Annotated in this window: 26 protein-coding genes; 12 read left to right on the top strand and 14 right to left on the bottom strand. The window is 61.0% G+C overall.

Annotated elements, in window-relative coordinates; all coding sequences use genetic code 11:
• Positions 1-16: 16 nt before the first annotated feature.
• A complete protein-coding gene (locus BLU01_RS14090) occupies positions 17-481 on the top strand; it encodes a TIGR02444 family protein (protein ID WP_092276388.1) in 465 nt (154 codons plus the stop codon).
• Here the strand turns inward: BLU01_RS14090 and BLU01_RS27860 are convergent.
• Complete coding sequence (locus tag BLU01_RS27860) at positions 478-1,680, bottom strand: AlgP family protein (RefSeq protein WP_092276385.1); 1,203 nt, start codon at positions 1,678-1,680, stop codon at positions 478-480. The genes BLU01_RS14090 and BLU01_RS27860 overlap by 4 nt on opposite strands.
• Before the next feature lie 192 nt (positions 1,681-1,872).
• On the opposite strand from BLU01_RS27860, the gene BLU01_RS14080 reads away from it, so the two are divergent.
• Positions 1,873-2,538, top strand: a complete 666-nt coding sequence (locus tag BLU01_RS14080) for an FKBP-type peptidyl-prolyl cis-trans isomerase (protein WP_092276382.1) — start codon at positions 1,873-1,875, stop codon at positions 2,536-2,538.
• 59 nt (positions 2,539-2,597) lie between these two features.
• On the opposite strand, the gene rsd is transcribed toward BLU01_RS14080, so the two are convergent.
• The 7 genes from rsd to BLU01_RS14045 all read right to left on the bottom strand — a co-directional run bounded on the left by rsd (position 2,598) and on the right by BLU01_RS14045 (position 9,444).
• Positions 2,598-3,056: a sigma D regulator gene (rsd, locus tag BLU01_RS14075; protein ID WP_092276379.1), complete on the bottom strand. Its 459-nt coding sequence runs from the start codon at positions 3,054-3,056 to the stop codon at positions 2,598-2,600.
• Between the two features lie 177 nt (positions 3,057-3,233).
• Positions 3,234-3,782 carry a disulfide bond formation protein B gene (locus tag BLU01_RS14070; RefSeq protein WP_092276376.1) on the bottom strand — a complete coding sequence of 183 codons (549 nt, stop codon included), beginning with the start codon at positions 3,780-3,782 and terminating at the stop codon, positions 3,234-3,236.
• A gap of 665 nt (positions 3,783-4,447) precedes the next feature.
• Positions 4,448-5,686 carry a heme biosynthesis protein HemY gene (locus BLU01_RS14065; protein ID WP_092276373.1) on the bottom strand — a complete coding sequence of 413 codons (1,239 nt, stop codon included), beginning with the start codon at positions 5,684-5,686 and terminating at the stop codon, positions 4,448-4,450.
• The gene (locus BLU01_RS14060) at positions 5,683-6,837 is read right to left on the bottom strand and encodes a uroporphyrinogen-III C-methyltransferase (RefSeq protein WP_092276370.1); all 1,155 of its coding nucleotides are present in this window, start codon (positions 6,835-6,837) and stop codon (positions 5,683-5,685) included. The genes BLU01_RS14065 and BLU01_RS14060 overlap by 4 nt, the downstream gene beginning before the upstream one ends.
• A 16-nt stretch (positions 6,838-6,853) precedes the next feature.
• Complete coding sequence (locus BLU01_RS14055; protein ID WP_092276367.1) at positions 6,854-7,621, bottom strand: uroporphyrinogen-III synthase; 768 nt, start codon at positions 7,619-7,621, stop codon at positions 6,854-6,856.
• Positions 7,618-8,559, bottom strand: a complete 942-nt coding sequence (hemC, locus tag BLU01_RS14050; RefSeq protein ID WP_092276364.1) for a hydroxymethylbilane synthase — start codon at positions 8,557-8,559, stop codon at positions 7,618-7,620. Before hemC ends, BLU01_RS14055 begins: the two co-directional genes overlap by 4 nt.
• Before the next feature lie 138 nt (positions 8,560-8,697).
• Positions 8,698-9,444 (bottom strand): LytR/AlgR family response regulator transcription factor, encoded by a 747-nt coding sequence (locus tag BLU01_RS14045; protein ID WP_092276361.1) that lies wholly within the window; start codon positions 9,442-9,444, stop codon positions 8,698-8,700.
• A gap of 508 nt (positions 9,445-9,952) precedes the next feature.
• Between BLU01_RS14045 and argH the strand changes: the two genes are divergently transcribed.
• The gene (argH, locus tag BLU01_RS14040) at positions 9,953-11,347 is read left to right on the top strand and encodes an argininosuccinate lyase (protein ID WP_092276358.1); all 1,395 of its coding nucleotides are present in this window, start codon (positions 9,953-9,955) and stop codon (positions 11,345-11,347) included.
• Between the two features lie 112 nt (positions 11,348-11,459).
• Here argH and BLU01_RS14035 read toward each other — a convergent pair whose 3' ends face one another.
• Positions 11,460-12,119, bottom strand: coding sequence for a glutathione S-transferase family protein (locus tag BLU01_RS14035; protein WP_092276355.1), 660 nt, complete (start codon positions 12,117-12,119; stop codon positions 11,460-11,462).
• Between the two features lie 124 nt (positions 12,120-12,243).
• Between BLU01_RS14035 and BLU01_RS14030 the strand changes: the two genes are divergently transcribed.
• The 3 genes from BLU01_RS14030 (at position 12,244) to BLU01_RS14015 (ending at position 16,041) form a co-directional block, all read left to right on the top strand.
• Entirely contained in the window at positions 12,244-12,528 is a 285-nt protein-coding gene (locus BLU01_RS14030) for a hypothetical protein (RefSeq protein ID WP_092276352.1), read from the top strand.
• A gap of 228 nt (positions 12,529-12,756) precedes the next feature.
• On the top strand, positions 12,757-13,002 hold the full coding sequence (locus BLU01_RS14020) for a TIGR02647 family protein (protein WP_092276346.1): 246 nt from the start codon (positions 12,757-12,759) through the stop codon (positions 13,000-13,002).
• A 180-nt stretch (positions 13,003-13,182) separates the two neighbouring features.
• Positions 13,183-16,041 carry a class I adenylate cyclase gene (locus tag BLU01_RS14015; RefSeq protein ID WP_092276343.1) on the top strand — a complete coding sequence of 953 codons (2,859 nt, stop codon included), beginning with the start codon at positions 13,183-13,185 and terminating at the stop codon, positions 16,039-16,041.
• Positions 16,042-16,045: 4 nt separating this feature from the next.
• Here BLU01_RS14015 and rnk read toward each other — a convergent pair whose 3' ends face one another.
• From rnk to cyaY, 3 genes are all read right to left on the bottom strand, one after another.
• Positions 16,046-16,456, bottom strand: coding sequence for a nucleoside diphosphate kinase regulator (gene rnk / locus BLU01_RS14010; RefSeq protein WP_092276339.1), 411 nt, complete (start codon positions 16,454-16,456; stop codon positions 16,046-16,048).
• A 179-nt stretch (positions 16,457-16,635) separates the two neighbouring features.
• The gene (locus BLU01_RS14005; RefSeq protein ID WP_092276335.1) at positions 16,636-16,854 is read right to left on the bottom strand and encodes a DUF1289 domain-containing protein; all 219 of its coding nucleotides are present in this window, start codon (positions 16,852-16,854) and stop codon (positions 16,636-16,638) included.
• A 4-nt stretch (positions 16,855-16,858) separates the two neighbouring features.
• Positions 16,859-17,191, bottom strand: a complete 333-nt coding sequence (cyaY, locus tag BLU01_RS14000; RefSeq protein WP_092276331.1) for an iron donor protein CyaY — start codon at positions 17,189-17,191, stop codon at positions 16,859-16,861.
• 314 nt (positions 17,192-17,505) lie between these two features.
• Here cyaY and lptM point away from each other — a divergent pair, with 314 nt between their 5' ends.
• The 6 genes from lptM to BLU01_RS13970 are packed head-to-tail and all read left to right on the top strand — an operon-like array spanning position 17,506 to position 22,122.
• Complete coding sequence (lptM, locus tag BLU01_RS13995; RefSeq protein ID WP_092276328.1) at positions 17,506-17,682, top strand: LPS translocon maturation chaperone LptM; 177 nt, start codon at positions 17,506-17,508, stop codon at positions 17,680-17,682.
• A 12-nt stretch (positions 17,683-17,694) separates the two neighbouring features.
• Complete coding sequence (gene lysA, locus BLU01_RS13990; RefSeq protein WP_092276325.1) at positions 17,695-18,942, top strand: diaminopimelate decarboxylase; 1,248 nt, start codon at positions 17,695-17,697, stop codon at positions 18,940-18,942.
• A gap of 4 nt (positions 18,943-18,946) precedes the next feature.
• Entirely contained in the window at positions 18,947-19,777 is an 831-nt protein-coding gene (dapF, locus tag BLU01_RS13985) for a diaminopimelate epimerase (RefSeq protein WP_092276322.1), read from the top strand.
• Positions 19,778-19,790: 13 nt separating this feature from the next.
• Complete coding sequence (locus BLU01_RS13980) at positions 19,791-20,516, top strand: DUF484 family protein (RefSeq protein ID WP_092276319.1); 726 nt, start codon at positions 19,791-19,793, stop codon at positions 20,514-20,516.
• Between the two features lie 2 nt (positions 20,517-20,518).
• The gene (gene xerC, locus BLU01_RS13975; protein ID WP_092276316.1) at positions 20,519-21,418 is read left to right on the top strand and encodes a tyrosine recombinase XerC; all 900 of its coding nucleotides are present in this window, start codon (positions 20,519-20,521) and stop codon (positions 21,416-21,418) included.
• On the top strand, positions 21,415-22,122 hold the full coding sequence (locus BLU01_RS13970; RefSeq protein ID WP_092276313.1) for an HAD family hydrolase: 708 nt from the start codon (positions 21,415-21,417) through the stop codon (positions 22,120-22,122). The genes xerC and BLU01_RS13970 overlap by 4 nt, the downstream gene beginning before the upstream one ends.
• A 299-nt stretch (positions 22,123-22,421) precedes the next feature.
• On the opposite strand, the gene sutA is transcribed toward BLU01_RS13970, so the two are convergent.
• Positions 22,422-22,745 carry a transcriptional regulator SutA gene (sutA, locus tag BLU01_RS13965; protein ID WP_092276310.1) on the bottom strand — a complete coding sequence of 108 codons (324 nt, stop codon included), beginning with the start codon at positions 22,743-22,745 and terminating at the stop codon, positions 22,422-22,424.
• A gap of 101 nt (positions 22,746-22,846) precedes the next feature.
• Positions 22,847-23,272: a secondary thiamine-phosphate synthase enzyme YjbQ gene (locus BLU01_RS13960; RefSeq protein ID WP_092276307.1), complete on the bottom strand. Its 426-nt coding sequence runs from the start codon at positions 23,270-23,272 to the stop codon at positions 22,847-22,849.
• Positions 23,273-23,292 lie beyond the last annotated feature (20 nt).

Below are 23,292 nucleotides of genomic sequence, written 5' to 3'. Positions count from 1 at the left end.
TGGCGCGAGTAGCACTATGTCCTCTGACCTGTGGAGCTTTTCCCTGAACACTTACGCGCGTCCCGGCGTGGAAGGCCTGTGCCTGCAATGGCAGGCGGCGGGGGCAAATGTTTGCCTGCTGCTGTGCGGGTTGTGGCTGGAACAACGCGGCGTAGCCTGCACGGCGCAACGCTTGCGGCAACTTTCAGAGATCGTCGGGCCGTGGGAGGCGACGGTCGTGCAGCCGCTTCGAGCGTTGCGCACGCAATGGAAAACCGCTGCCGCTGACGACATCGACCTCGCGGCGTTGCGCGAGCACATCAAGACGTTGGAGTTGCAGGCCGAACGGCATCTGCTGGTGCGACTGGAACGAACAGCCGAGAACTGGCCGCAAGATGAGCTGACCGAACCATCGGCCTGGCTGGAAGGTGTGGCGGCGGGCGCCGCCAACCTGGACCGCGACGCGCTGCAACAGCTGCGCGTCGCGGTGACCGGCGCTTAGGAAGCGCTGGTTGGGTTGGTGCCGGTGCTCGACGATGCTGCCGGCGTTGGCGCGGCAGTTGTGGTCGAGGTGCTGGCGGCTGGCGCAGGCGCGGCGGCCGGAGCAGGGGCCGGTGTAGCAGGCTTGGCGACTGGCGCGGTGGTCGGTTTGGCGGCAGCAGGTTTCGCAGCAACTGGTTTGGCGGCAGCTGGTTTTTTCACTGCGGGTTTGGCTGCAGGCTTGGCGGCTGGTTTTGCAGCAGTCGTTTTGGCCGCAGGTTTGGCAGCGGCTGGTTTCGCAGCGCTGGCAGTGGCCGGTTTGGCAGCAGCAGTTTTCGCAGCAGGTTTGGCGGCAGCTGGTTTGGCCGGTGCTTTTGCAGCAGCAGGTTTTGCAGCAGTTTTCGCAGCGGCGGGTTTAGCGGCCGACCTGGCAGCAGGTTTCGCTGCGGCAGTTTTGGCAGCTGGTTTCGCAGCAGGTTTAGCGGTTGCGGTTTTTGCTGGTGTCGACTTCGCGGCTGTCGACTTCGCGGCTGTCGACTTGGCAGCAGTCGATTTCGCAGCGGCGGTTTTTGCAGCGGTGGTTTTCGCCACAGCAGGCTTGGCAGCAGCAGGTTTTGCAGCCGTCGTTTTAGCCGTGGATTTCGCGGCGCTGGCGGCGACAGGTTTCTTCGCTGCAGCTTTCGAAGCAGTTTTGGCAGCCGGTTTCGACGCCGCTTTGCTCGATGCTTTGGCAGCCGGTTTGACCACAGTCTTGGACGCCGCTTTTTCAGTCACAGGTTTGGCCGAAGTTTTCTTCGCCGGTGCTGCAGCAGGTTTCGCCGAACGCTGGGACAACGCCTTGCCGACAGCCTCTTGAACGCGACCGATACCCTGGGCCAGTTTCAGGCTTTCCTGAGCATCGCGCTTGAGTTGCAGAATGTAGCTGCGAGTCTCGGACTGACGATCTTTCAACGCATCGAGCAAGTCTTCGAGTTGCTTGACGCCGTCCTTTGCCTTGGCCTGTGCCTTGGCTTTGCCGGCGCTTGCCGCGTCTTGCAATTTGGTACGGGATTTATGCAGTTTTTCTTGTGCTTTGCCGCGCTGTTTTTCCAGTTTGGCGAGCAGTTTTTCAGCATCAGCCAAGGCTTGCGAACAAGCGGTTTCCAAATGCTCGAGCAGGCTGCCCGACAGTTGTTGGAGTAAGTGCAACGGAGTATTTACAGGCTTCTTGGTGGCCGACATGGTTTACCTCCTGGCTGACGTGAGTGCGGCTCATACTAGACTTCTGCTGACGCCGCTGCTAGGTCATGTTGACAGTAAGCATAGCGCTGCGTTGCACGGGATCGAAAATGTTCTGCGTCAGCGCAAAAGCAGTTCACCGTTCGACGCATTCGCACTGGCATAATCCCCCGCATCTGAGGTCGGAGAGTGCCCATGTCGCGTTACCTTTTTTTATCCTTGCTGGTGTGTTTTTCCGCGACTCAAGCGGCGGAAAAAACCGCGGCAAATGATGCTCACGATCTCGCTTACAGCCTCGGCGCCAGCCTCGGTGAACGCTTGCGCCAAGAGGTCCCGGACCTGCAATTGCAGGCACTGATCGATGGGTTGCAGCAAGCCTATCAAGGCAAGCCGCTGGCATTGAAAGACGCGCAGATCGAACAGATCCTCGCCGAGCACGAAGCGCAGATTGCCGAGCAACCGGCGGTGTCGCAAACCGAAGAAGCGCTGGAAAAAGAGCAGCGTTTTCTCACTCAGGAAAAAGCCCGGCCCGGCGTTCGTCAATTGGACGAGGGGATTTTGCTGACCGAATTGACGCCAGGCACCGGCGCCAAGGCTGGGCCAACCGGCAAGGTCCAGGTGTTGTATATCGGTCGCTTGCCCGACGGCACAGTGTTCGACCAGAACAGCCAACCGCAATGGTTCAGCCTCGACAGCGTGATCGCGGGATGGCGCATCGCGCTGCAAAATATGCCGGTCGGCGCGAAGTGGCGGTTGGTGATTCCATCGGCCCAGGCTTATGGCGCCGACGGTGCCGGCGACCTGATCGCGCCGTTCACCCCGCTGGTGTTCGAAGTTGAATTGCGCGGCGCCAGCAGCTGAATCGCGCAAACAAAAAACGGCGCGCATAGCGCACCGTTTGTGGTGTTGCCGGAAAGGGTTCAGGCCTGAACCGGATCCTCTTCCTTGTGAGCGGTGTGCAGCACTTCGATCAGGCAATCTTCCAGTTCGAAGCGTTCGTGCAACAGGCCACCCAGTTCCTTGAATTTTTCTGCGACGCATTTGCCGGCATCGCACAGGTCGTTGAACGCGAGCAGCTTCTCGGTAATGACGTCGATGCGCGGATAAATCGTCTCGGCCAGCTCCAGACCGCGAGTGTCACCAAAGGCCTTGGCTTCACCGGTGAGCTGTTCGTAGATTTCGAAGTGACCCGCCGACACGTAATCGACCAGCACACCGCAAAATTCCTGCAGCGGTTTAGCGTTCTCGCCCAGCGCTTCGGGCTTGGCGCCGAGAGCATCATAGGCCCGAACCAGTTCGTGACGCTCCTGCAACCAGCGGTCGATCAGCAGATGCACTCCACCCCAGCGTTCCTGAGCATTCTGACAACTTTCGAGCATGGTGATCTCTCTTCCCTTGTGGGTCATGCTGCCCTACACCTGTCGCACCCTTGAAGGTCAAGAATCGGCCAGGCAGAGCGTCATCGAGCAACATGATTCCAATGACACGTGCGGGCCAGATTATGCCCGCACGACAATGGCTTCAAGGTACGCAGGAGATAAAGTTCATACAAGTGTTTAATCACCTGCTATGGCCGGGTGCGACGACTCGCCGCTGAGCGGTCGCAGACAGGCGACCCAGACATGGCGCAGCAATTGATAGGCGCCGAGGATGAGCATCGCGACGAAGAACAGCAGGCTCCATTCCGGGATGCTCAGATCGAACAGGGTCCAGGAAATCTCCGCGCAATCGGCATCGCCCTCGAACAGTCGCCGCAACACGCAGGTCCAGGGCATGGAGCCGAACATATTGTCCAGAGTCGGAGAACAGCCCGCGAGTTGCTGCGGATCACTTTGCAGCAGCACTTGGCGCCACGCCGTGACGGTCCCGCCGAGACTGGCACAAACACCCGCCAGCCAATAGACGAATGAGCCGAAACGGCGCGGCCCGTGAACCGACGCGATCAGGTAGACAATCATCAGTAGCGCGAGGCAGCCCCGCTGCAACAGACACAACCCGCAAGGTTTGAGTCCGACCACGTATTCCAGGTGAAAGGAAACGCCAAGGGCCAATGCAGCCGCGGTGAATGCCATGAAAAACAATGAGCGTGAGCAGGCCAAAGACATGGCTAATCCGTACCAATAGAGACAGACGGTTACGGTAGAGGAAAGCGCAGCAGGCTTTCAAGACGGCCCGGCACGGACAGTTCACCAGAGGTGTAGGGAATTCCCGACAGGAGCGAGAGGAATCGGCGTAGTCCCTTGTAGGACTAAGCCGATCAGGGACTACAAAGCTCAACATCCAGCCAATTAATCAGCCGATCCAAAGCCCAAAACCGCGCCCGACGCACAGGGAACCTGCAGCAGCTGCCGAGCCTGCGCATCACCGCTTCATGTAGCAGCTGCCGAGTCCGCGAGGCTGCGTCCGGCTGCGCAGCAGTCGTGAATTCAGGCACTGCAGTGTTTCAGCAAAATCGCGTGCGCAGGCTTGGCGACTGCTTCGCAGCCGAACGCAGCCTCGCGGGCTCGGCAGCTGCTACAAAAACAACTCGCTGCTGGCTTCAGACCCGATCCGGCACCCGCAGCGCTGGAGCAGCTGCCGCCCCTGCGCATCACCACTTCATGTAGCAGCTGCCGAGCCCGCGAGGCTGCGTCCGGCTGCGCAGCAGTCGTGAATTCAGGCACTGCGGTGTTTCAGGAAAATCGCGTGCGCAGGCTTGGCGACTGCTTCGCAGCCGAACGCAGCCTCGCGGGCTCGGCAGCTGCTACAAAGGGCAACGGGCGGTCTTGAGTCAGATCCGAGCCGGGACCGGCAATGGCGCGGCCAGCAAGCGCTCATCCAACAAACCCAAGCCTTCCTGGAACAACTGATTGCTGCGCTCGGTATCGCCCAGTTGCGCCAGCAACCGCGCCAGTTCAGCGCAAGCTTCCGGATTACGCTGCACGCGCAGGCTGCTTTCCAGATAATCCCGCGCCTTGCCCCACAAACTGCTTTGCAGGCACAAACGGCCCAGCGTCAGCAGCAGGCTCGCATCGCCCGGATGATCCTTGAGCCAGCCTTCAGCCGTCTGCAGTTGCCGCGACGGATCGCTGCCACGCACCAAGCCGTAAAGACGCGCGAGGTGGCTGTCGTAGTTGCGCTTGAGCGCCGTGCGAAGCACTTCTTCGGCCTCGACCTGCGCGCCCAACTGGCGCAATTGCTCGGCGTAGGCCAAAACCAGTTGTGGCTCTTGGCGCTGAGCATTGGTCAGTTGCTGCCAGGCACGGGTCAGCGACTGCAAACCGACGGAACCGTCCTCTTCGCTGTGTGCCGCCAGGCTAAGATTTTCGCCCCACGCGCGACGCTCCAGCTCAGCCAGTTCCGCCGCAGGCAAAACCTTGTCCTTGCGCAGTTCCGGGAGCAAACGAATCACCGCCGACCAGTCGCCGCGCTGCTGATGCAATCGCTGCAACTGACGCAACGTTTGCGCATTGTGCGGATGGCGTTCGTGCATGGTTTGCAGGGTTGCCAGCGCACCGTCGGTGTCGCCGCGATCGGTCTGCAATTGCGCGTGACTCAAGGCAATCGCCAATTCGGCTTGAGGTTGGCGCTCCAGAGCGCGCTCGAGCAGGCTGTCGCTCTCGTCGTAATGACCTAATTCATTGGCGGCGCGCGCTGCGCCGAGGTAGTACAGCAGCGGTTGACGCTCGGCTTCGGCGGCACGATGCAGGTGACGCTGAGCACTCGCCCAGCGACCCTCGGCGAGGTCCATCTGCCCATGTTCGATCGCCACTTGCACCCGACGGCTGCGGTTGCGCCGCGACCATGGATTGACCACGCCACCCGAGGTCGTCACCAGTTGGATCAACACCTTGATGCCCCAGAACACCAGCCACAGCACCGCGACCAGCGCCAGGGTCGCCCACAGGCTCGATTCGAAGCGGAAGCTCTTGTAGGCGATCAGCACGTAACCGGAGTGCTCGGCAATCGCCAGCCCCAGCGCCGCAGCGGCCGCGATCACCAGAAACAGGATCACATAGAGGCGTTTCATGGCGTCGCCTCCTGCGCGGCGCTCGCGTCAGGTTTGGCCAGCGGCTTGATCGATTGCTCGGCGTTGACATTGCGCCGCTCCAGATAACCCTGAACTGCGCTGAGCGTGCCTGCCAAGTCTGGCGTGACCACGGTGACCGGCTCTTTGCTCAACTCGCCAACCTGCTCAAGCATGACTTTGCTTTGCGGGTTATCCGGATTGAAATTGCCCTTGAGCACATCGCGCGCCTCGGCCAGCGCTTGGGTATACACCGGCGCCTGACCATTGAGCGCGGCCCACTGCGCCTGCTCCAGCGCCAGGCTCAGGGCCAGACGCACCTGGCTCAGACTCTGCCCGGCCAGCAGCGGACGGACATTTTTGTCAGCGTTGAAATCGATGCGAATGTAATGCGAAATCTGATCCCACCACTGCGCCCAACGACTCGAACCATCCGCATCGGCGGTCAGGCCCAGCAGCGATTCGCCACGGTCCTTGTACTCCGGCGCGAGCTCGGTGAGGTTGATCACTTGATCGCGCAGGGCACCCAATCGCAGAAACAGCCCGGTGCGGTCCGGCTGCTCGGTGCTGCGCAACGCCACCAGGGTTTTCGCCACTTGCTCGCGAGCGGCAAAGGAACCTGGATCGTTCTGCTCACGGAGGATTTCGTCCGCGCCCTGCACCAGCGCCTGAGCGCTGCTGATGTCCTGCAACGCGGAAAGACGCAGGCTGGCCAGACGCAACAAATGCTCGGCCTCGGCCAGACGCCAATCCTTGCGGCTGGCGCCGAGGACGGTTTCCAGGCGTTGATTCAAGCGCTGCTGATCGCCCTGCAGTTGCGTCACCAGACGGCTGCGCGCATCCAGTTCTTCAGCGGCGGGTAGTTGCTCGAGGCGCGAGGTCAGGCGCTGGTCATTGAGCTTGAGGCTTTGCGCCGTATCGTTCAGCGCCTGGACCTGGCTGAGCTGCTGTTGATTATTGGCTTGCAGGTGACGCACCTGCCAGACTCCCCAACCGCCCACGGCAACCCCGGCGGCGCCCAGCAACAGGGCGACGATGGCCAGTCCGTTGCCTCGACGCTGCACGGCAGCAGGCGGGCCAGTTTCAACTGGCGGTTCAACCGGCTTGTTCAGCACGGGTTGCACATCATCTTTAGGCAAGGCTGTTTCGCTCACGTATCCATCCTTTGCATTAGAGAACGGGTACGGGTTGCTCCCGTAACGCCGTCAGCAAAGCCGTGGCATTCGCGCCACGACAATCCACAACTGTTTGGGCCCCGGCGGCACGTGCCAGCTCGGCAACCCTTGGGCTTGGAACAAACAACGGCAACTGCGCCAATTGCGGCCAGGCATCGCCCGCCAATTGATGCAGGTGCTCAAAACCCTGTCCACTGCTGACCACCAGCCCGTTCAAGCGTTCCGCTTCGATACGCGCGGGCAGCTCGGCCGGCGCATAGTGCGGCAAGCAGCGGCGGTACAACTCCAGATACTCGACACTAGCACCAAGCTCACGCAAACGCTCAGCGAGCAACTCGCGCCCGCCCTCCCCGCGCATGATCAGCACGCGCGGATCAGGCCGGGCAACAGCCTCGCGCAACTCGGGAAGATCAAGCAAGGCTTCGCTGTCATCGCCATTCACCGGGAAGCTCACATCGAGCCCAAAATCCTCGAGGATCTGCGCAGTCGCGGCGCCTACAGTGAACCATTTCAACGACGGTGGCTGCGGCCATTGCTGCTTCAGCAAATCGATGCCGATCCGCGCGGCAGGCTTGCTGACCACGATCACCGCACAAAAGCGCTCCAGCTCGCCGATCACCGCGCGCATTGTGTCAGAGGCAACTAGCGGCTCGATCTCCAAAAGCGGCAGGCAACTGCTGAAAACCCCCTGTTCGGCCAACACGCTGCACAGCGCCGCCGACTCATCGGCGGGGCGCGTCAGCAGCAGGCGCCAGCCGCTCACTCGTGACCTGCCTCGCCGTAAACCGCTTTGAGAATGTCGCCGGCGCCTTGGTTGAGCAGGTCTTCGGCAACCTGCACACCCAGCGATTCGGCAGAGCCGCGCGGCGCACGGGCCTCGGCGCTGAGCAGCAGGCCGCCGCTCGGATCACCGACCAGACCACGCAACCAGATTTGCTCGCCTTCGAGCACGGCATAGCAGGCGATCGGTACTTGGCAGCCGCCATTCAGGTGTTTGTTCAGGGCGCGCTCGGCGATCACACGAGTGGCGGTGTCGTGGTGATGCAACGGTGCCAGCAAGGCGTGGATTCGCGTGTCGGCGCTGCGGCATTCGATGCCCACCGCGCCTTGGCCACCGGCCGGCAGGCTGTCGTCGACGCTGATCGCCGAGGTGATGCGGTCTTCGAAACCGAGACGGATCAAACCGGCGGCGGCGAGAATGATCGCGTCGTACTCGCCGGCATCCAGCTTGGCCAGGCGAGTATTGACGTTGCCGCGCAGAAAGCGGATTTCCAAGTCTGGCCGACGTGTCAGCAACTGGGCCTGACGGCGCAGGCTCGACGTCCCGACGATGCTGCCTTCAGGCAATTCTTCGAGGCTGGCGTAGGTGTTGGAAACGAAGGCGTCGCGCGGGTCTTCGCGTTCGCAGATGCAGAACAGACCGAGGCCTTCAGGGAAGTCCATCGGCACGTCTTTCATCGAGTGCACGGCGATGTCGGCTTCGTTTTCGAGCAGCGCGGTTTCCAGTTCCTTGACGAACAGGCCCTTGCCGCCGATTTTCGACAGTGGCGAGTCGAGCAGCTTGTCGCCGCGACTGACCATGGGCACCAGCGTCACCGACAGGCCGGGATGGGCTTGTTCGAGGCGAGTTTTGACGTATTCGGCCTGCCAGAGGGCCAGCGCACTTTTACGGGTGGCGATGCGGATTTCGCGAGAGGACATGGATCAATCCGTACTGAATAGATACGGCGGATAATAACAGCTCAACCAAATCCACTTTGACTTGTATCAGGAACTGCGCGGCCTCCCTGGCCCTCAACGTCCGGCAATCTTGTGTGAAATCCGCCTGAGACTGGCGGATTAAAGCTGTTGCATCATTTTGCGCACACCGGCCACATGACGACGGCTGACGATCAACGCATCGCCGTTCAGGCCTTTGAGGAACAGCTGAAAATGCCCCAGTGGCGTGCGCTGCAGGCGTTCGATGCGCTCGCGGGCGACCAGCGCGTTGCGGTGGATGCGCACGAAGCGATCGCCGAATTCGTCTTCAAGCGCCTTCAGCGGTTCATCCAGCAGCACTTCGCCGCCCTCGTGGCGCAAGGTCACGTATTTGTGGTCGGCAATGAAGTAAACCACTTGGCCCAACGGGATCAGCTCGATGCCTTTGCGGGTACGGGCACTGATGTGGCTGCGTGGGCCGCTACCGGTTTCGGCGGCGGGACGCGTGAGGGCAGCAAGTTGCACACGGTTGGGGCGCTCGGCCTTCTTCAAGGCTTCGAGCAACGCCTCGGCACGCACCGGTTTGACCAGGTAAACCACGCCGCTGGCTTGCATCGCCTCTTCGGCAAAATCGTCAGGGCCGGTGCAAAAAACCACGGCTGGCGGGGTTTCGCGTTCGCACAATCGGGCAGCCACTTGCAGGCCGTCGAGGCCCGGCATGCGGATATCGAGCAGCACGATATCCGGTTTATGGCTGTCGATCAGCGCCAACGCCTCTTCGCCGTTCGTGGCTCCGGGCTCCATGACACTGTATCCCTCGAGTTCACCGACCATTCGGCTCAGGCGCTCGCGGGCTAGGGGTTCGTCATCAACGATCAGGACATTCATATTGCGCTGGATTCCTGCGTGAGTCTCGCACAAGGATAGCGTAGACAGGTGAAGTGACATCCGTCACCGCGATCCACGCTAAGACTGGCGCGAGGGCTAAAAAGTGCCGCGAGACCGGCGGCTAAATTTTCCACTGCCGGGCGTTTGGCGGCCCAGGCCCGCGCTGGCAAGGCACTGCCGCAAGAGCTGGCCGAGGCATTGCGGTTAAACCTGGCCGAGGCATCGCCGTAGGGTTTGCTGATACACACCATGAACACCCCCCTTTTTTTATAGGCAGCGCCAGCGCACAGAAGTGCGCTGTTCCTACTGTCCAACTGTAGACGGTTGCCGGCGCGATATTGCTCAATTGAAAAATATCGTTGCGCATTAACCGCCGGCGTTGCCCGAGTATGGCCCCGCACATGAGAAAAAAACGTCGCGACCAGCGTCAACGACAGGATTGGCAACCCTGTTATTATCCGCCCCAGCGTAAAACGCCAACTTTCTTCAAGCCGATACGAGCGAATTCATGAGCACTGACAAGACCAATCAGTCCTGGGGCGGCCGCTTCAGTGAACCCGTCGACGCCTTCGTCGCCCGCTTCACCGCCTCCGTCACTTTCGACCAGCGCCTGTATCGCCACGACATCATGGGCTCGATCGCCCACGCCACCATGCTGGCCAAAGTCGGCGTGCTGACCGATGCCGAACGCGACAGCATCAGCGACGGCCTGAAAACCATTCAGGGCGAAATCGAAGCCGGCCAGTTCGACTGGCGCATCGACCTCGAAGACGTGCACATGAACATCGAGGCACGCCTGACCGATCGCATCGGCGTGACCGGCAAAAAACTTCACACCGGGCGCAGCCGTAACGACCAGGTCGCTACCGACATTCGCCTGTGGCTGCGTGACGAGATTGACCTGATCCTCGCTGAAATCACCCGCCTGCAAAAAGGCTTGCTGGAACAGGCCGAGCGCGAGGCTGGCAGCATCATGCCCGGCTTCACTCACCTGCAAACCGCGCAGCCAGTGACCTTCGGCCATCACATGTTGGCCTGGTTCGAAATGCTCAGCCGCGACTACGAGCGCCTGGTCGATTGCCGCAAACGCACCAACCGCATGCCACTGGGCAGCGCCGCGCTGGCGGGCACCACCTACCCGATCGACCGCGAATACACCGCGCAACTGCTGGGCTTCGACGCCGTCGGCGGCAACTCGCTGGATAACGTCTCGGATCGTGACTTTGCTATCGAGTTCTGCTCGGCCGCGAGCATCGCGATGATGCACTTGTCGCGCTTCTCCGAAGAGCTGGTGCTGTGGACCAGCGCGCAATTCCAGTTCATCGATCTGCCGGACCGTTTCTGCACCGGCAGCTCGATCATGCCGCAAAAGAAAAACCCCGATGTGCCAGAGCTGGTGCGCGGCAAGACCGGTCGCGTGTTCGGCGCGTTGATGGGCCTGCTGACCTTGATGAAGGGCCAGCCACTGGCCTACAACAAGGACAATCAGGAAGACAAGGAACCGCTGTTCGACGCCGCCGACACGTTGCGCGACTCGCTGCGCGCGTTTGCCGACATGATCCCGGCGATCAAACCCAAGCACGCGATGATGCGCGAAGCGGCGCTGCGTGGTTTCTCCACCGCCACCGACCTCGCCGACTATCTGGTGCGCCGTGGTCTGCCGTTCCGTGATTGCCACGAGATCGTCGGCCACGCGGTCAAGTACGGCGTGGAAAGCGGCAAGGACCTGGCGGAAATGAGCCTGGAAGAGCTGCGCAAATTCAGCGATCAGATCGATCAGGACGTGTTTGCGGTGCTGACGCTGGAAGGCTCGGTGAATGCCCGTGACCACATCGGCGGGACTGCGCCGGCGCAGGTCAAGCAGGCTGTGGCGCGCGGTCAGGCGTTGCTCGCCAGCCGTTAAAAGCTTCGCGGGCAAGCCTCGCTCCTACAGGACTGCGTTGATTTTTAAATCAACACGAATCTGTGGGAGCAAGGCTTGCCCGCGATGACACTCGAAGGAGCGCTACAAACCCTTACTTCTTGGCCGCAATCATCGCCATAAACCCTGGCATGGCCGCGTCCTTGTCCGCCGCAATCCGCTGCACATGCGGATTCTGCTCCAGCCTTTCCAGCAACGCCTTCGCCGCCGGCATCTCGGCCAACAGATCAATCCCGAACAGCTTCTGCCCCACCGCACAGGCCAGCGGCACGCTGTAGAGAAAGTACAAATCGGCAATGCTCAGCTGGTCGCCCGCGACATACGGGGCGAATTTGCCGTGCCTGCCCAACGAGGCAAAACCCAGCAGCAACTCGGATTTGCTCTTGTCCTTGATCGCGTCCGGCACTGGCGAGCCGAAGAATGCTTCGCCATAACAGGCGCGGCCCGGCAGTTCGATGTACAGCTCGATTTCCTTGGCCAGCGCCAGCGTTTGCGCGCGTTCGAAGGGATCGCTGGGCAGCAGCGGCGTGCCTGTCTGGCTGTGTTCGAGGTATTCGAGGATCACGCTGGTTTCGTTGACAAAACCCTGATCGACGCCGAGCACCGGCACTTTGCCGCGCGGGCTGATGGCTAGCGCCTCCGGGGTCGCGGCCGGGTAAAACAGCACTTCTTCGAACGGCAGTCCCTTCTCCAGCAGCGCCAGTTTGACCATGTTGTAGTAGTTGCTGACGGAAAATCCATAAAGCTTGAGCATCACGAAGCCTCCAGGCCGTGCGGGGTGGGCAGTGCCTGTTTATAGATCGCCGGGGCGTTTCTTGCCAGCAGCATCACGGCGCTGAATGCAGGTAAACTGCGCGCCTTACCTTGAGGAGCCTGCCATGAGCGAGCCGACTGACATCGATAGCGACGAAGAAGAATTCGCCGAGAACACGCTGATCGAAGCGATTGAAAACCAGATCGAAAGCGACAACCCGCCAGCGGCCAAAGCGACTTTCAACAAGCTGACCCTGGTGGGTTACGAGCGCGAAGAAATCCTCAGCCTGATGGCCCACGTATTGGCAGTGGAAATCGACGCGATCCTCGAAGAAGACCGCGCGTTCAATACCGAATGGTACGAAACAGCCCTGCGCGCCCTGCCAGAATTGCCGCCAGAGAAGAACTAAACAGTGCCCGCACCTGTGGGAGCAAGGCTTGCCCGCGATGAACGATGACACGGTCCATCTGGCAGATCGCAGCGCGGCAATCGCGGGCAAGCCTTGCTCCTACAGCACCCCGCTGCCGGGGATTGCTTCCCAAGGCGAAAAAACCCTGATGCAAGCACTGGACATGCCGCACGAGTGGGCTCACCTTAGGGGCGCTGTCGTCCAATTCCTAGAAAGTCTGGAGTCCTTATGTCGCTTACCCCTGAGTTGGTTGCCGAACTGGAAGTCCTTGCCCTCTTCAACCTGGACAGTTCCCAGGAAGGTTTGAAAATTCATCAGACCGCTGCCCCGAAACACATTGCCGCCGCCAAACGCCTGCATGAAAAAGAACTGATCGACCAGCCCGACGGCGGTTACCTGACCAGCCTGGGTCGTGACGCTGCGCAAAATGTGCAAACCGTCCTGACCATTCTGAGCGTCGAAGAAACAGCCTGAGCCTCAGCGTTTCGCCCACGGAAACCCCTGCTAAGGGATTTCCGCGGGCCAACTGATGCCGCTCGCTGGAAATCTGGCGTCAAAAATCAAATTCAGCTTAAAACTCCCGGGGCCGAGGCGCTAAACTGCCCCTCATCCGCAGACCCCACGTCCGAGCTTCGCGAGCCGGTTTGAGCTGACATGACCCGCACCCATGAAATCCGCCCCGATCTGGACGAGGGAATCGACCGCAAGGTTCTCAGCCAGCTGCGCGCACGTTTTCTCAAACTCAACGAAGGCCGCCTGGCCCGGGCGATGGAAGGGTTGTCGACGCGCCAACAAGCGGTTCTGACCCTGCTGCCACTGTTTTTCCACGTCAATCACCCGCTGCTGCCGGGTTATGTGTCCGGCAGCACGCCGGCCGGGCTGTCGAACTACGAGCCTGACGCCAACACCCTCACCGAAGCCCAACGCCTGACCCGCTCGTTTTCCTACAAGCCGCGCCACGGCAGCAATCCGCCGCGACCGATTCTCGGACTGTTCCTGATGGGCAGCCTCGGCACCCTCGCGCAGGCGGACCAGAGCGACATGGACGTGTGGGTGTGCCACGGCCCGGACCTGAACGAAAGCGAACTCGCCGAGCTGCGCAAAAAATGTCAGTTGCTCGAAGTCTGGGCCGCCAGTCAGGGCGCCGAGGCGCACTTCTTTCTGATTGACCCGAGCCGATTTGTTCGCGGTGAACGCGATACGCAATTGAGCTCGGAAGACTGCGGCACCACTCAGCACTATCTGCTGCTCGATGAGTTCTATCGCACCGCAATCTGGCTCGCCGGGCGCACACCGATCTGGTGGCTGGTGCCGGTCTACGAAGAGGCGAGCTATAGCGAATACACCCACACGTTGGTGTCCAAGCGCTTTATTCGCGCCGACGAAACCCTCGACCTGGGCAATCTGGCGCACATTCCGCCGGGAGAATTCATCGGTGCCGGGCTCTGGCAGTTGTTCAAGGGCATCGAATCGCCCTACAAGTCCGTGCTCAAACTGCTGCTGATCGAGGTCTACGCCAGCGAACATCCGCAGGTCCAATGCCTGAGCCTGCGCTTCAAACAAGCGGTGTTTGCCAACCAGCTCGACCTCGACGAGCTGGACCCGTACATCGTGGTTTACCGGCGCATCGAGGAATACCTGACTGCGCGTAACGAACCCGAGCGCCTCGAAGTCGTGCGCCGCGCGCTGTACCTGAAGGTCAATCGCAAACTCACCGCCGGCAACAGCCGCAACCAGAGCTGGCAGCGTTCATTGCTCGAACGCCTGGCCAGCGAATGGCAGTGGGACCAGCGGCACCTGGCGTTGCTCGATAGCCGCAGCCAGTGGAAAGTCCGTCAGGTCGGCAGCGAACGCCGGGCCCTGGTCAGCGAACTGAATTACAGCTACCGCTTCCTGACCCAATTCGCCCGCACCGAACAAACCGTCAGCCTGATCAACAAACGCGACCTCAACGTGCTCGGTCGGCGCCTGTACGCGGCGTTCGAGCGCAAGGCCGACAAGGTCGAATTCATCAACCCGGGCATCGCCCCGGATTTGGCCGAAGACACCTTGACGCTGGTGCAAGCGCCGAACAAGAAGGAACCGGGCCAGACGCAATGGGGTTTGTACAACGGCAGCCTGACCGCGCATGAGTGGGAGCATTTTGCGCCGATCAAACGCAGCCGCGAATTGCTCGAACTGCTGACCTGGTGCCACCGCAACGGCGTGATCGACAGCAGCACCCGCCTGGCGCTGCACCCCGGCACCAGCGATTTGAGCGAATTCGAACTGTTCAACCTGCTCGGCAGCCTGCAACAAACCATCGCCCTGCCCCTGACCAGCGTCGCCGAAGACGCGCTGTTGCGCCCCAGCGTGCCGAGCGAAGTGCTGATTCTGGTGAACGTCGGCGTCGATCCGCTCAAGCACCATCGCGACCTCAACATCCTGATGACCACCGAACGCACCGACTCGCTGAGCTACGCCGGCGTGCGCGAAAATCTGGTGCTGACGCTCGATCAAGTCACCCTCAATAGCTGGAACGAAGTGCTGGTCAGCCGCTACGACGGCGCCCATGCGCTGCTCGATTGCGTCCGCGATTACCTCAACAACCTGCCGAAAAGTCCGTTGCAGCAACGCTCGCAGGTGCGTTTACAGGTGCGCTGCTTCTGCCACAACCGCGCGCAATTCATCGCCCGCCGCGTCGAGGAAATCCTCGATACCGCGCAGAACCTGTTGCTGAGCAAACTCAATCATCGCTATCTGATTCAGGTCCAGCAGCATTACCACGTGCTCGAATTGATCCCCGGCCAAGTCAACCACATCGCCCTCGCCACCCTGCCAGCGCTGTTCGATTACCTTGGGGAAGAACTGGCGAGCTACAGCCCGCTGCACCTCGACCCGATGGCCCTCGAAGAACAGGACATCGCGCTGCTGCTGCCGATGGGCCAGCCTGAATGCATTCAGGTGTTCTACCGGATCACCGAGCAACAGGCCGATTTGTACGTGCTGGATGAATTCAACGCGCTGTGGCAACAACGCCTGCCGTACCACGACGAACAAAGCCTGTTGGTGCCGCTGCAACGCTTCCTGCAATCGATCCTCTATCGCCGCGAAGCCCTGCTGCCGATGGACGCCGCCCAGCCGTCGAGCCTCGACACTTTGTATTACCAGTTATTGCCATCCGGCCCCGGCCGCGCCCGCCGAGTCGAACCGCGCCCCGCGCCGCAAACCCAAGCCGACAAGGCGTTCTACGACGTCCAGGCAATCATCGGCAAAGCCGCACCGGGACAGGTGCAGGTGACGTTGTATTGCAATCAGCGGGAGTTTTCGGAACTGGAGTATGGCGATCAGCTGTTTACCGTGGTCGCCCGGGAAATCATCGAACAACGCCGCGAAACAGAGCGTTACCGCTGCTACATCACCGACCTCGACTTGTCGGGGCTGCTCGGTGATGGGCAGAGTTCGAGCAATTTGTATCTACGCTACAAGGCCGACCTGGAGCGCGCCCTGAACGAGGCACTCGAGCAGGTCTGAACGCTTACTCCGGAAAGTCGCCGCCATTGGCCGGCTGCGATTCAACTTCCAGCAGGGTGAGCTTCAACGTCTTGCCACCCGGTGCTGGCCAGTCAATGTGCTGGCCGACTTTCAGCCCGAGCAACGCACTGCCGACCGGCGCCAGAATGGAAATCTTGCCTTCGTCGGCATTGGCATCCTTGGGATAAACCAGAGTCAGGTGGTAATCCTTGCCACTGCCTTCTTCGCGGCAGTGCACACGGGAATTCATGGTCACGACATCCGCGGGCACTTCATCGTGACCGACCAGAGTATCGGCGCGATCCAACTCGGTTTGCAGCGCGATAACGCCCGGCAGCGTGTCATCCAGGCTGTCAATCAGGCGCTCCAGACGTTGCACGTCCAGACGGGTAAGGGTGATGGAAGGTACGGTCATGATCCAGGCAGACTCCTTTCTTCTGCACAAAAAAAGCAAAACCCCGCCAGAAAAAGGCGGGGTTTTCACGAGCCTCGATGAGTTGAGGCGTTCCCGGACACTATCACAGCACAATAAATAAACAAGTGAGGGGAAGGGGCGCTTCAGACACCCGAAAAGCCCCCTCGCCACAAAAGCTCTTATGCCAGGGCTTTGCGGTCAGCCGCCTGGGCGCAGATCACCCGACGACGATCGTCGTCGGCCGAGCGCCATTCGCGGATGTCTTCGACATGGCGAAAACATCCCAGGCAGACCTTCTGTTCATCGAGCCGGCACACGCCGCTGCACGGCGAAGGCACAGCCGCACTCACGTTACTGAAGAGCGGCTTGGGCGGACGAACAGCTACCGGCTCAGTCACAGAATCACAAACCTTCAAAATCAAATTCAGCACCCGACTGCTGCTTGACGATCCGCTCAAGCATCTCGCCCAACTGCTCCTCACTCTTGTCACACATCCAGCGCTCACTCTCCTCGTCATAATCGAAGTGAAAACCACCAGACACCGCCGCCAGCCACAACTGCCGCAACGGCTCCTGCCGACTGAAAATCAACTGACTGCCATTCTCGAACTTCACCGTCAAAACACCGGCCGAACTCTCCAGATCAATATCCAGATCACTCTCATCGAAAATATCCTCCAACGACTGCTGGGTGGCATCGACCAGATCGTGGAAACGGGCTTCGGTCAAACTCATTGCAGGAACCTCAAAAAGTGTCTGATCACGCTCAAGCGCCGCAAGATACGGGCGAGCCCCAGTGAATGCAAAGGATAACGACCAAGGGCAACCACGAAACCTGTGGCAGCGAGCCTGCTCGCGATGAAGCCATCATATTCAACATCAATGGTGCCTGACACTACGCCATCGCGAGCAAGCTCGCTCCCACTGGGATTGCACTCGGCTGACCTGCATTGTCACAAGGCCCGCCGGACGGGAGCGGCGTTACATAGGCAAGCTGCCGGGTGGCCGGTATACTCCGGCGCAATTAACGCATTTTCAAGGATTTCGCCATGAAGCGCCTGATCTCTTCCCTTGCTGCGCTCGTCGCGGTTGCTTGCCTTGTGTCGGCCTGTGGTCAAAAAGGCCCGCTGTACCTGCCAGATGACGACCAGGACCCTGTCGAACAGGCCAAATCGTCGCAAAAACAGCCTGCTTCCAAAGCACACAAGCACGACGTCTACCAATAATAAGGGAACGCCATGGACGCTTTTAACTACCGTGACGGTGAGCTGTTCGCGGAAGGCGTGGCCCTGTCCGCCATCGCCGAACGCTTTGGCACGCCGACTTACGTCTACTCGCGCGCCCACATCCAAGCCCAGTACCTGGCCTATGCCGACGCGCTGGCCGGCGTGCCGCACCTGGTGTGTTTTGCGGTCAAGGCCAACTCCAACCTTGGCGTGCTGAATGTCCTGGCCCGCCTCGGCGCCGGCTTCGACATCGTCTCGCGTGGTGAACTGGAACGCGTCCTGGCGGCTGGCGGCAGCGCCGACAAAATCGTTTTCTCCGGCGTCGGCAAGTCCCGCGAAGACATGCGCCGCGCCCTCGAAGTCGGCGTGCACTGCTTCAACGTCGAATCCACCGACGAGCTCGAACGCCTGCAAGTGGTCGCCGCCGAACTCGGCGTTCGCGCGCCGATCTCGCTGCGCGTCAACCCGGACGTCGATGCCGGCACCCACCCGTACATTTCCACCGGTCTCAAAGAGAACAAGTTCGGCATCGCCATTGCCGACGCCGAAGACGTGTACATCCGCGCCGCGCAACTGCCGAACCTGGAAGTGCTGGGCGTCGATTGCCACATCGGCTCGCAACTGACCACCCTGCCACCGTTCCTCGATGCGCTCGATCGCCTGCTCGGCTTGATCGATCGTCTTGGCGAATGCGGCATTTACCTGCGCCACATCGATCTCGGTGGCGGCGTCGGCGTGCGTTATCGCGATGAAGAGCCGCCGCTGGTCGCCGACTACATCAAAGCCGTGCGCGAGCGCTGCGACGGTCGCGACCTGACGCTGCTGTTCGAACCGGGCCGCTTCATCGTCGCCAATGCCGGCGTGCTGCTGACCCAGGTCGAATACCTCAAGCACACCGAATACAAAGACTTCGCCATCGTCGATGCGGCCATGAACGACCTGATCCGCCCGGCGCTGTACCAGGCCTGGATGGACGTCACGCCAGTGCGCCCGCGCGACAGCGCCGCGCGCCCATACGACATCGTCGGGCCGATCTGCGAAACCGGCGACTTCTTGGCCAAGGAACGTGAATTGGCGCTGGAAGAAGGCGATCTGCTGGCGATTCATTCGGCCGGCGCCTACGGGTTTGTCATGAGTTCCAACTACAACACGCGCGGGCGTACCGCCGAGGTGTTGGTGGACGGTGATCAGGCATTTGAAGTGCGTCGCCGTGAGACGGTAGCCGAGTTGTTCGCTGGCGAAAGCCTGCTGCCGGAGTAAAACCATGCTGCTGCGTTTTACCAAGATGCACGGCCTGGGCAATGACTTCATGGTCCTCGACCTGGTCAGCCAGCACGCGCACATCCTGCCCAAACACGCCAAGCAATGGGGCGATCGGCACACCGGCATCGGTTTTGACCAGTTGCTGCTCGTCGAAGCACCGAGCAACCCGGACGTGGATTTCCGTTACCGGATCTTCAACTCCGACGGTTCCGAAGTGGAGCAGTGCGGCAACGGTGCGCGCTGCTTCGCCCGCTTCGTGCTCGACAAGCGCCTGACCGCAAAACGGCAGATCCGCGTCGAGACCAAAAGCGGCATTATCGAACTGGATATCCGCAGCGACGGCCAGATCAGTGTCGACATGGGCGCACCGCGCCTGGTGCCGGCCGATATCCCGTTCGAAGCCGAAAGCCAGGCCTTGAGCTATCAGCTCGAAGTCGACGGCAATGTGGTCGAACTGGCTGCCGTGTCGATGGGCAACCCGCACGCGGTCTTGCGGGTCAGCGACATCAACAACGCGCCAGTGCATGAACTGGGGCGCAAAATCGAACACCATCCGCGCTTCCCGGCGCGGGTCAATGTCGGTTTCCTCCAGGTCATCGACCGTAACCGTGCGCAGTTGCGCGTGTGGGAACGCGGGGCCGGGGAAACCCAGGCCTGCGGCACCGGCGCCTGCGCTGCAGCAGTGGCTGCGATCAGCCAGGGGTGGATGGATTCGCCGCTTTTGATCGACCTGCCCGGCGGGCGTCTGTCCATTGAATGGGCAGGCCCAGGCCACCCGGTCGTGATGACCGGGCCGGCAGTGCGTGTATACGAAGGACAAGTACGTCTTTGAGAGAGCCAAATCCATGAAAGATAAGCCCCAGGTTCCCGCCCGACAGCCCGACGAATCCTCTTCCGAAAGCCTTGAGGCGGCGGCGATTGCCGCGTACCTGGAGGCTCATCCGGATTTCTTCGTCGAGCACGAAGAACTGCTCCCGGCGTTGCGCATTCCCCACCAGCGCGGCGACACCGTGTCGCTGGTGGAACGCCAGATGACCATCCTGCGCGACCGTAACATCGAGTTGCGTCATCGCTTGTCGCACTTGATGGACGTCGCTCGCGATAACGATCGCCTGTTCGACAAGACCCGCCGCCTGATTCTCGCGCTGATGGACGCCGCCAGCCTCGAAGACGTGGTGATCAGCGTCGAAGACAGCCTGCGCCAGGACTTCCAGGTGCCTTTCGTCAGCCTCATCCTGCTGGGTGACAACCCGATGCCGGTGGGCCGCTGGGCTACCCACGCCGAAGCGCAAACGGCGATCGGCGGCCTGCTTTCGGAAGACAAAAGCGTCAGTGGCAGCCTGCGCGAGCACGAACTCGACTTCCTGTTTGGCGAAGAACAACGCAAGCAGATCGGCTCCACGGCCGTCGTCGCCATCAGCCATCAAGGCATCCACGGTGTTTTGGCCATCGCCAGTCGCGACCCGCAGCACTACAAGAGTTCGGTGGGCACGCTGTTCCTGAGCTACATCGCCGAAGTCATGGGCCGCGTGCTGCCACGGGTCAATAACTCCCTGCGCTCGGTACGCTGATCGTGGAACGGCAACTGGACGCTTACTGCGAACACCTGCGCAGTGAGCGGCAGGTGTCGCCGCACACGCTTTACGCCTACCGCCGCGACCTCGACAAAGTGCTCGGCTGGTGCAGCAAACAGAACATCGACAGTTGGGCCGCGCTGGACATTCAACGCCTGCGCAGCCTGATCGCGCGCCTGCATTCCCAAGGGCAATCGTCCCGTAGCCTGGCGCGGTTGTTGTCGGCGGTGCGCGGGCTCTATCACTATCTGAACCGCGAAGGCCTGTGCGATCACGACCCGGCCAATGGCCTGGCGCCGCCGAAAGGTGAACGGCGCTTGCCGAAAACCCTCGACACTGACCGCGCGCTGCAACTGCTGGAAGGCGCGGTCGAGGATGACTTTTTGGCCCGTCGCGATCAGGCAATCATGGAATTGTTCTATTCCTCGGGATTGCGCCTTTCCGAGCTGACCGGGCTTAATCTGGATCAGCTGGACTTGGCCGATGGCATGGTTCAAGTGCTCGGCAAGGGCAGCAAAACGCGTTTGTTGCCGGTCGGCAAAAAGGCCCGCGAAGCCTTGGAACTGTGGTTGCCGCTGCGGGCGCTGACCAACCCGGCGGACGACGCGGTGTTTGTCAGCCAGCAGGGCCGGCGCCTCGGCCCACGGGCGATTCAGGTGCGGGTCAAGGCGGCCGGCGAACGTGAACTGGGGCAAAATCTGCACCCGCACATGTTGCGACATTCCTTCGCCAGCCACTTGCTGGAATCCTCGCAAGACCTGCGCGCCGTCCAGGAATTGCTCGGTCACTCGGACATCAAAACCACGCAGATTTATACCCACCTGGACTTCCAGCATCTGGCGACGGTCTACGACAGTGCCCATCCACGGGCCAAACGAATCAAGGGCGATGAGTCATGACAATCCAGTTGATCACCTTCGACCTCGACGACACTTTGTGGGACACCGCCCCGGTGATCGTCAGCGCCGAAGCCGTGCTGCGCGAGTGGCTGACTGAGCACGCACCGCACCTCGGCGCAGTGCCGGTCGAGCATTTGTGGGCGATTCGTGAGCGCGTGTTGAGCAATGAGCCGGGCCTGAAACACCGCATCAGCGCCCTGCGCCGCCGCGTGCTGTTTCACGCCATGGAAGATGCCGGGTACGCCCACGACGAGGCGTCGACATTGGCCGACAAGGGTTTCGAAGTGTTTCTGCATGCGCGGCACCAGATTGAAGTGTTCCCCGAAGTCGAGCCGACGCTGGAGATTCTGGCCAACCATTACGCCCTCGGCGTGGTCACCAATGGCAACGCCGACGTACGCCGATTGGGGCTGGCGGATTACTTCAAATTCGCGCTGTGCGCCGAAGACATCGGCATCGCCAAACCGGACGCGCGCCTGTTTCATGAGGCATTGCAGCGTGGCGGTGCGGTGGCCGAAACCGCGGTGCACATTGGCGATCATCCCGGCGACGACATCGCCGGCGCCCAACAGGCAGGCCTGCGCGCAATCTGGTTCAACCCGACCGGCAAGCCATGGGAAGCGGACCGCTTGCCCGACGCCGAAATCCGCCGCCTCAGCGACTTGCCAGCGCTGCTGGCACGCTGGAACGCAGCTTCGGCCTGACCACAAAACCTGTGGGAACAGAGCTTGCTCGCGATAGCGGTGGGTCAGCCCACATCGATTCCGAATGTTAAGCCCCCATCGCGAGCAGGCTCGCTCCCACAGGGGATCTGCGTCGGGCACAGATATTGTGAGCGCCGCGATCAATTGTAGGAGTGAGCCTGCTCGCGATAGCGGTAGGTCAGCCAACACAGATATCAACTGACCCACCCCCATCGCGAGCAAACTTTGCGCATACCGCGCCCATGAAAAAGCCCGCAGCGACGGCGGGCTTTTTCAGCAAGCAAGCAGGTGACAGGCGTTTAGATAGGCCGGCTGCCGTACTTGTTGTCAGGCTTTTTGGGCGGATCGGCGACCACGCTGGCCTCCACTTCCTGCACCTTGCCACCTTTGGCCAGGAACTCTTCCATGGCCTTGGCCAGGGCGTCGCGTTCCTTGTTTTTGGCTTCGACGCTTGGCAACTCATCGACCGACACCGCAGCCTTGGCTTTGCCTTTGGCGGTCGGGGCCGGCGCTTCGCCGCCATCGTCTTCAGCAACGTCTTCCGCCGCTGCTTCCAGGCCTTCTTCGGCCTCGTCTTCGTCGCCTACTTCGAGGTCGTCGTTTTCCAGATCATCGTCGCTCATGTTCTACCTCATGACTTGCGAAAAGCAGATTAGTTATAGCCCAGCTACGCCGTCTGTCGAAGGCTGCCGGAAAAAATTCTACAACCGCTTGTAACGAGCGGTTACGCCCCTTCACCGTGCAGGGTGGCGAGGACTTTACGGGCACCGCCGAAATCGCGGTGCTCGCCCAGATAAACGCCTTGCCAGGTGCCCAACGCCAGCCGACCTGCCGCAATCGGCAGACTGATCTGACAGCCAAGTACGCTGGCCTTGAAGTGCGCCGGGAGGTCGTCCAGGCCTTCGTCGTTATGCTCAAAGCCGTCTGTTCCTTGTGGGATCAGCCGATTGAAAAATCGTTCGAAGTCGCGACGTACCGCCGGATCGGCGTTCTCGTTGATGGTCAACGACGCCGAGGTATGCTGCAGCCACAAGTGCAACAGACCGACCCGGCACGCCTTGAGTTCAGGCAGGCCGGCGAGTAACTCGTCCGTTACCAGATGAAAGCCCCGGGGCCGCGCCCGCAGGGTAATCAGCGTCTGTTGCCACATACAGTTCTCCGCACGTTCGG

Source organism: Pseudomonas prosekii, assembly GCF_900105155.1.
Lineage (GTDB): Bacteria > Pseudomonadota > Gammaproteobacteria > Pseudomonadales > Pseudomonadaceae > Aquipseudomonas > Aquipseudomonas prosekii.
This window is presented reverse-complemented; position numbering and strand designations above follow the sequence as displayed.

Coding starts and splice junctions, on each gene's coding strand:
- sutA (WP_092276310.1), bottom strand. CDS start 22,745: ATGAGCGACGATGATCTGGAAAACGACGACCTCGAAGTAGGCGACGAA.
- BLU01_RS13960 (WP_092276307.1), bottom strand. CDS start 23,272: ATGTGGCAACAGACGCTGATTACCCTGCGGGCGCGGCCCCGGGGCTTT.
- BLU01_RS13980 (WP_092276319.1), top strand. CDS start 19,791: ATGAAAGATAAGCCCCAGGTTCCCGCCCGACAGCCCGACGAATCCTCT.
- argH (WP_092276358.1), top strand. CDS start 9,953: ATGAGCACTGACAAGACCAATCAGTCCTGGGGCGGCCGCTTCAGTGAA.
- BLU01_RS13970 (WP_092276313.1), top strand. CDS start 21,415: ATGACAATCCAGTTGATCACCTTCGACCTCGACGACACTTTGTGGGAC.
- BLU01_RS27860 (WP_092276385.1), bottom strand. CDS start 1,680: ATGTCGGCCACCAAGAAGCCTGTAAATACTCCGTTGCACTTACTCCAA.
- BLU01_RS14045 (WP_092276361.1), bottom strand. CDS start 9,444: ATGAATGTCCTGATCGTTGATGACGAACCCCTAGCCCGCGAGCGCCTG.
- cyaY (WP_092276331.1), bottom strand. CDS start 17,191: ATGAGTTTGACCGAAGCCCGTTTCCACGATCTGGTCGATGCCACCCAG.
- lysA (WP_092276325.1), top strand. CDS start 17,695: ATGGACGCTTTTAACTACCGTGACGGTGAGCTGTTCGCGGAAGGCGTG.
- BLU01_RS14020 (WP_092276346.1), top strand. CDS start 12,757: ATGTCGCTTACCCCTGAGTTGGTTGCCGAACTGGAAGTCCTTGCCCTC.
- dapF (WP_092276322.1), top strand. CDS start 18,947: ATGCTGCTGCGTTTTACCAAGATGCACGGCCTGGGCAATGACTTCATG.
- hemC (WP_092276364.1), bottom strand. CDS start 8,559: ATGTCCTCTCGCGAAATCCGCATCGCCACCCGTAAAAGTGCGCTGGCC.
- BLU01_RS14080 (WP_092276382.1), top strand. CDS start 1,873: ATGTCGCGTTACCTTTTTTTATCCTTGCTGGTGTGTTTTTCCGCGACT.
- BLU01_RS14035 (WP_092276355.1), bottom strand. CDS start 12,119: ATGCTCAAGCTTTATGGATTTTCCGTCAGCAACTACTACAACATGGTC.
- rsd (WP_092276379.1), bottom strand. CDS start 3,056: ATGCTCGAAAGTTGTCAGAATGCTCAGGAACGCTGGGGTGGAGTGCAT.
- lptM (WP_092276328.1), top strand. CDS start 17,506: ATGAAGCGCCTGATCTCTTCCCTTGCTGCGCTCGTCGCGGTTGCTTGC.
- BLU01_RS14030 (WP_092276352.1), top strand. CDS start 12,244: ATGAGCGAGCCGACTGACATCGATAGCGACGAAGAAGAATTCGCCGAG.
- rnk (WP_092276339.1), bottom strand. CDS start 16,456: ATGACCGTACCTTCCATCACCCTTACCCGTCTGGACGTGCAACGTCTG.
- BLU01_RS14090 (WP_092276388.1), top strand. CDS start 17: ATGTCCTCTGACCTGTGGAGCTTTTCCCTGAACACTTACGCGCGTCCC.
- BLU01_RS14070 (WP_092276376.1), bottom strand. CDS start 3,782: ATGTCTTTGGCCTGCTCACGCTCATTGTTTTTCATGGCATTCACCGCG.
- BLU01_RS14015 (WP_092276343.1), top strand. CDS start 13,183: ATGACCCGCACCCATGAAATCCGCCCCGATCTGGACGAGGGAATCGAC.
- BLU01_RS14065 (WP_092276373.1), bottom strand. CDS start 5,686: ATGAAACGCCTCTATGTGATCCTGTTTCTGGTGATCGCGGCCGCTGCG.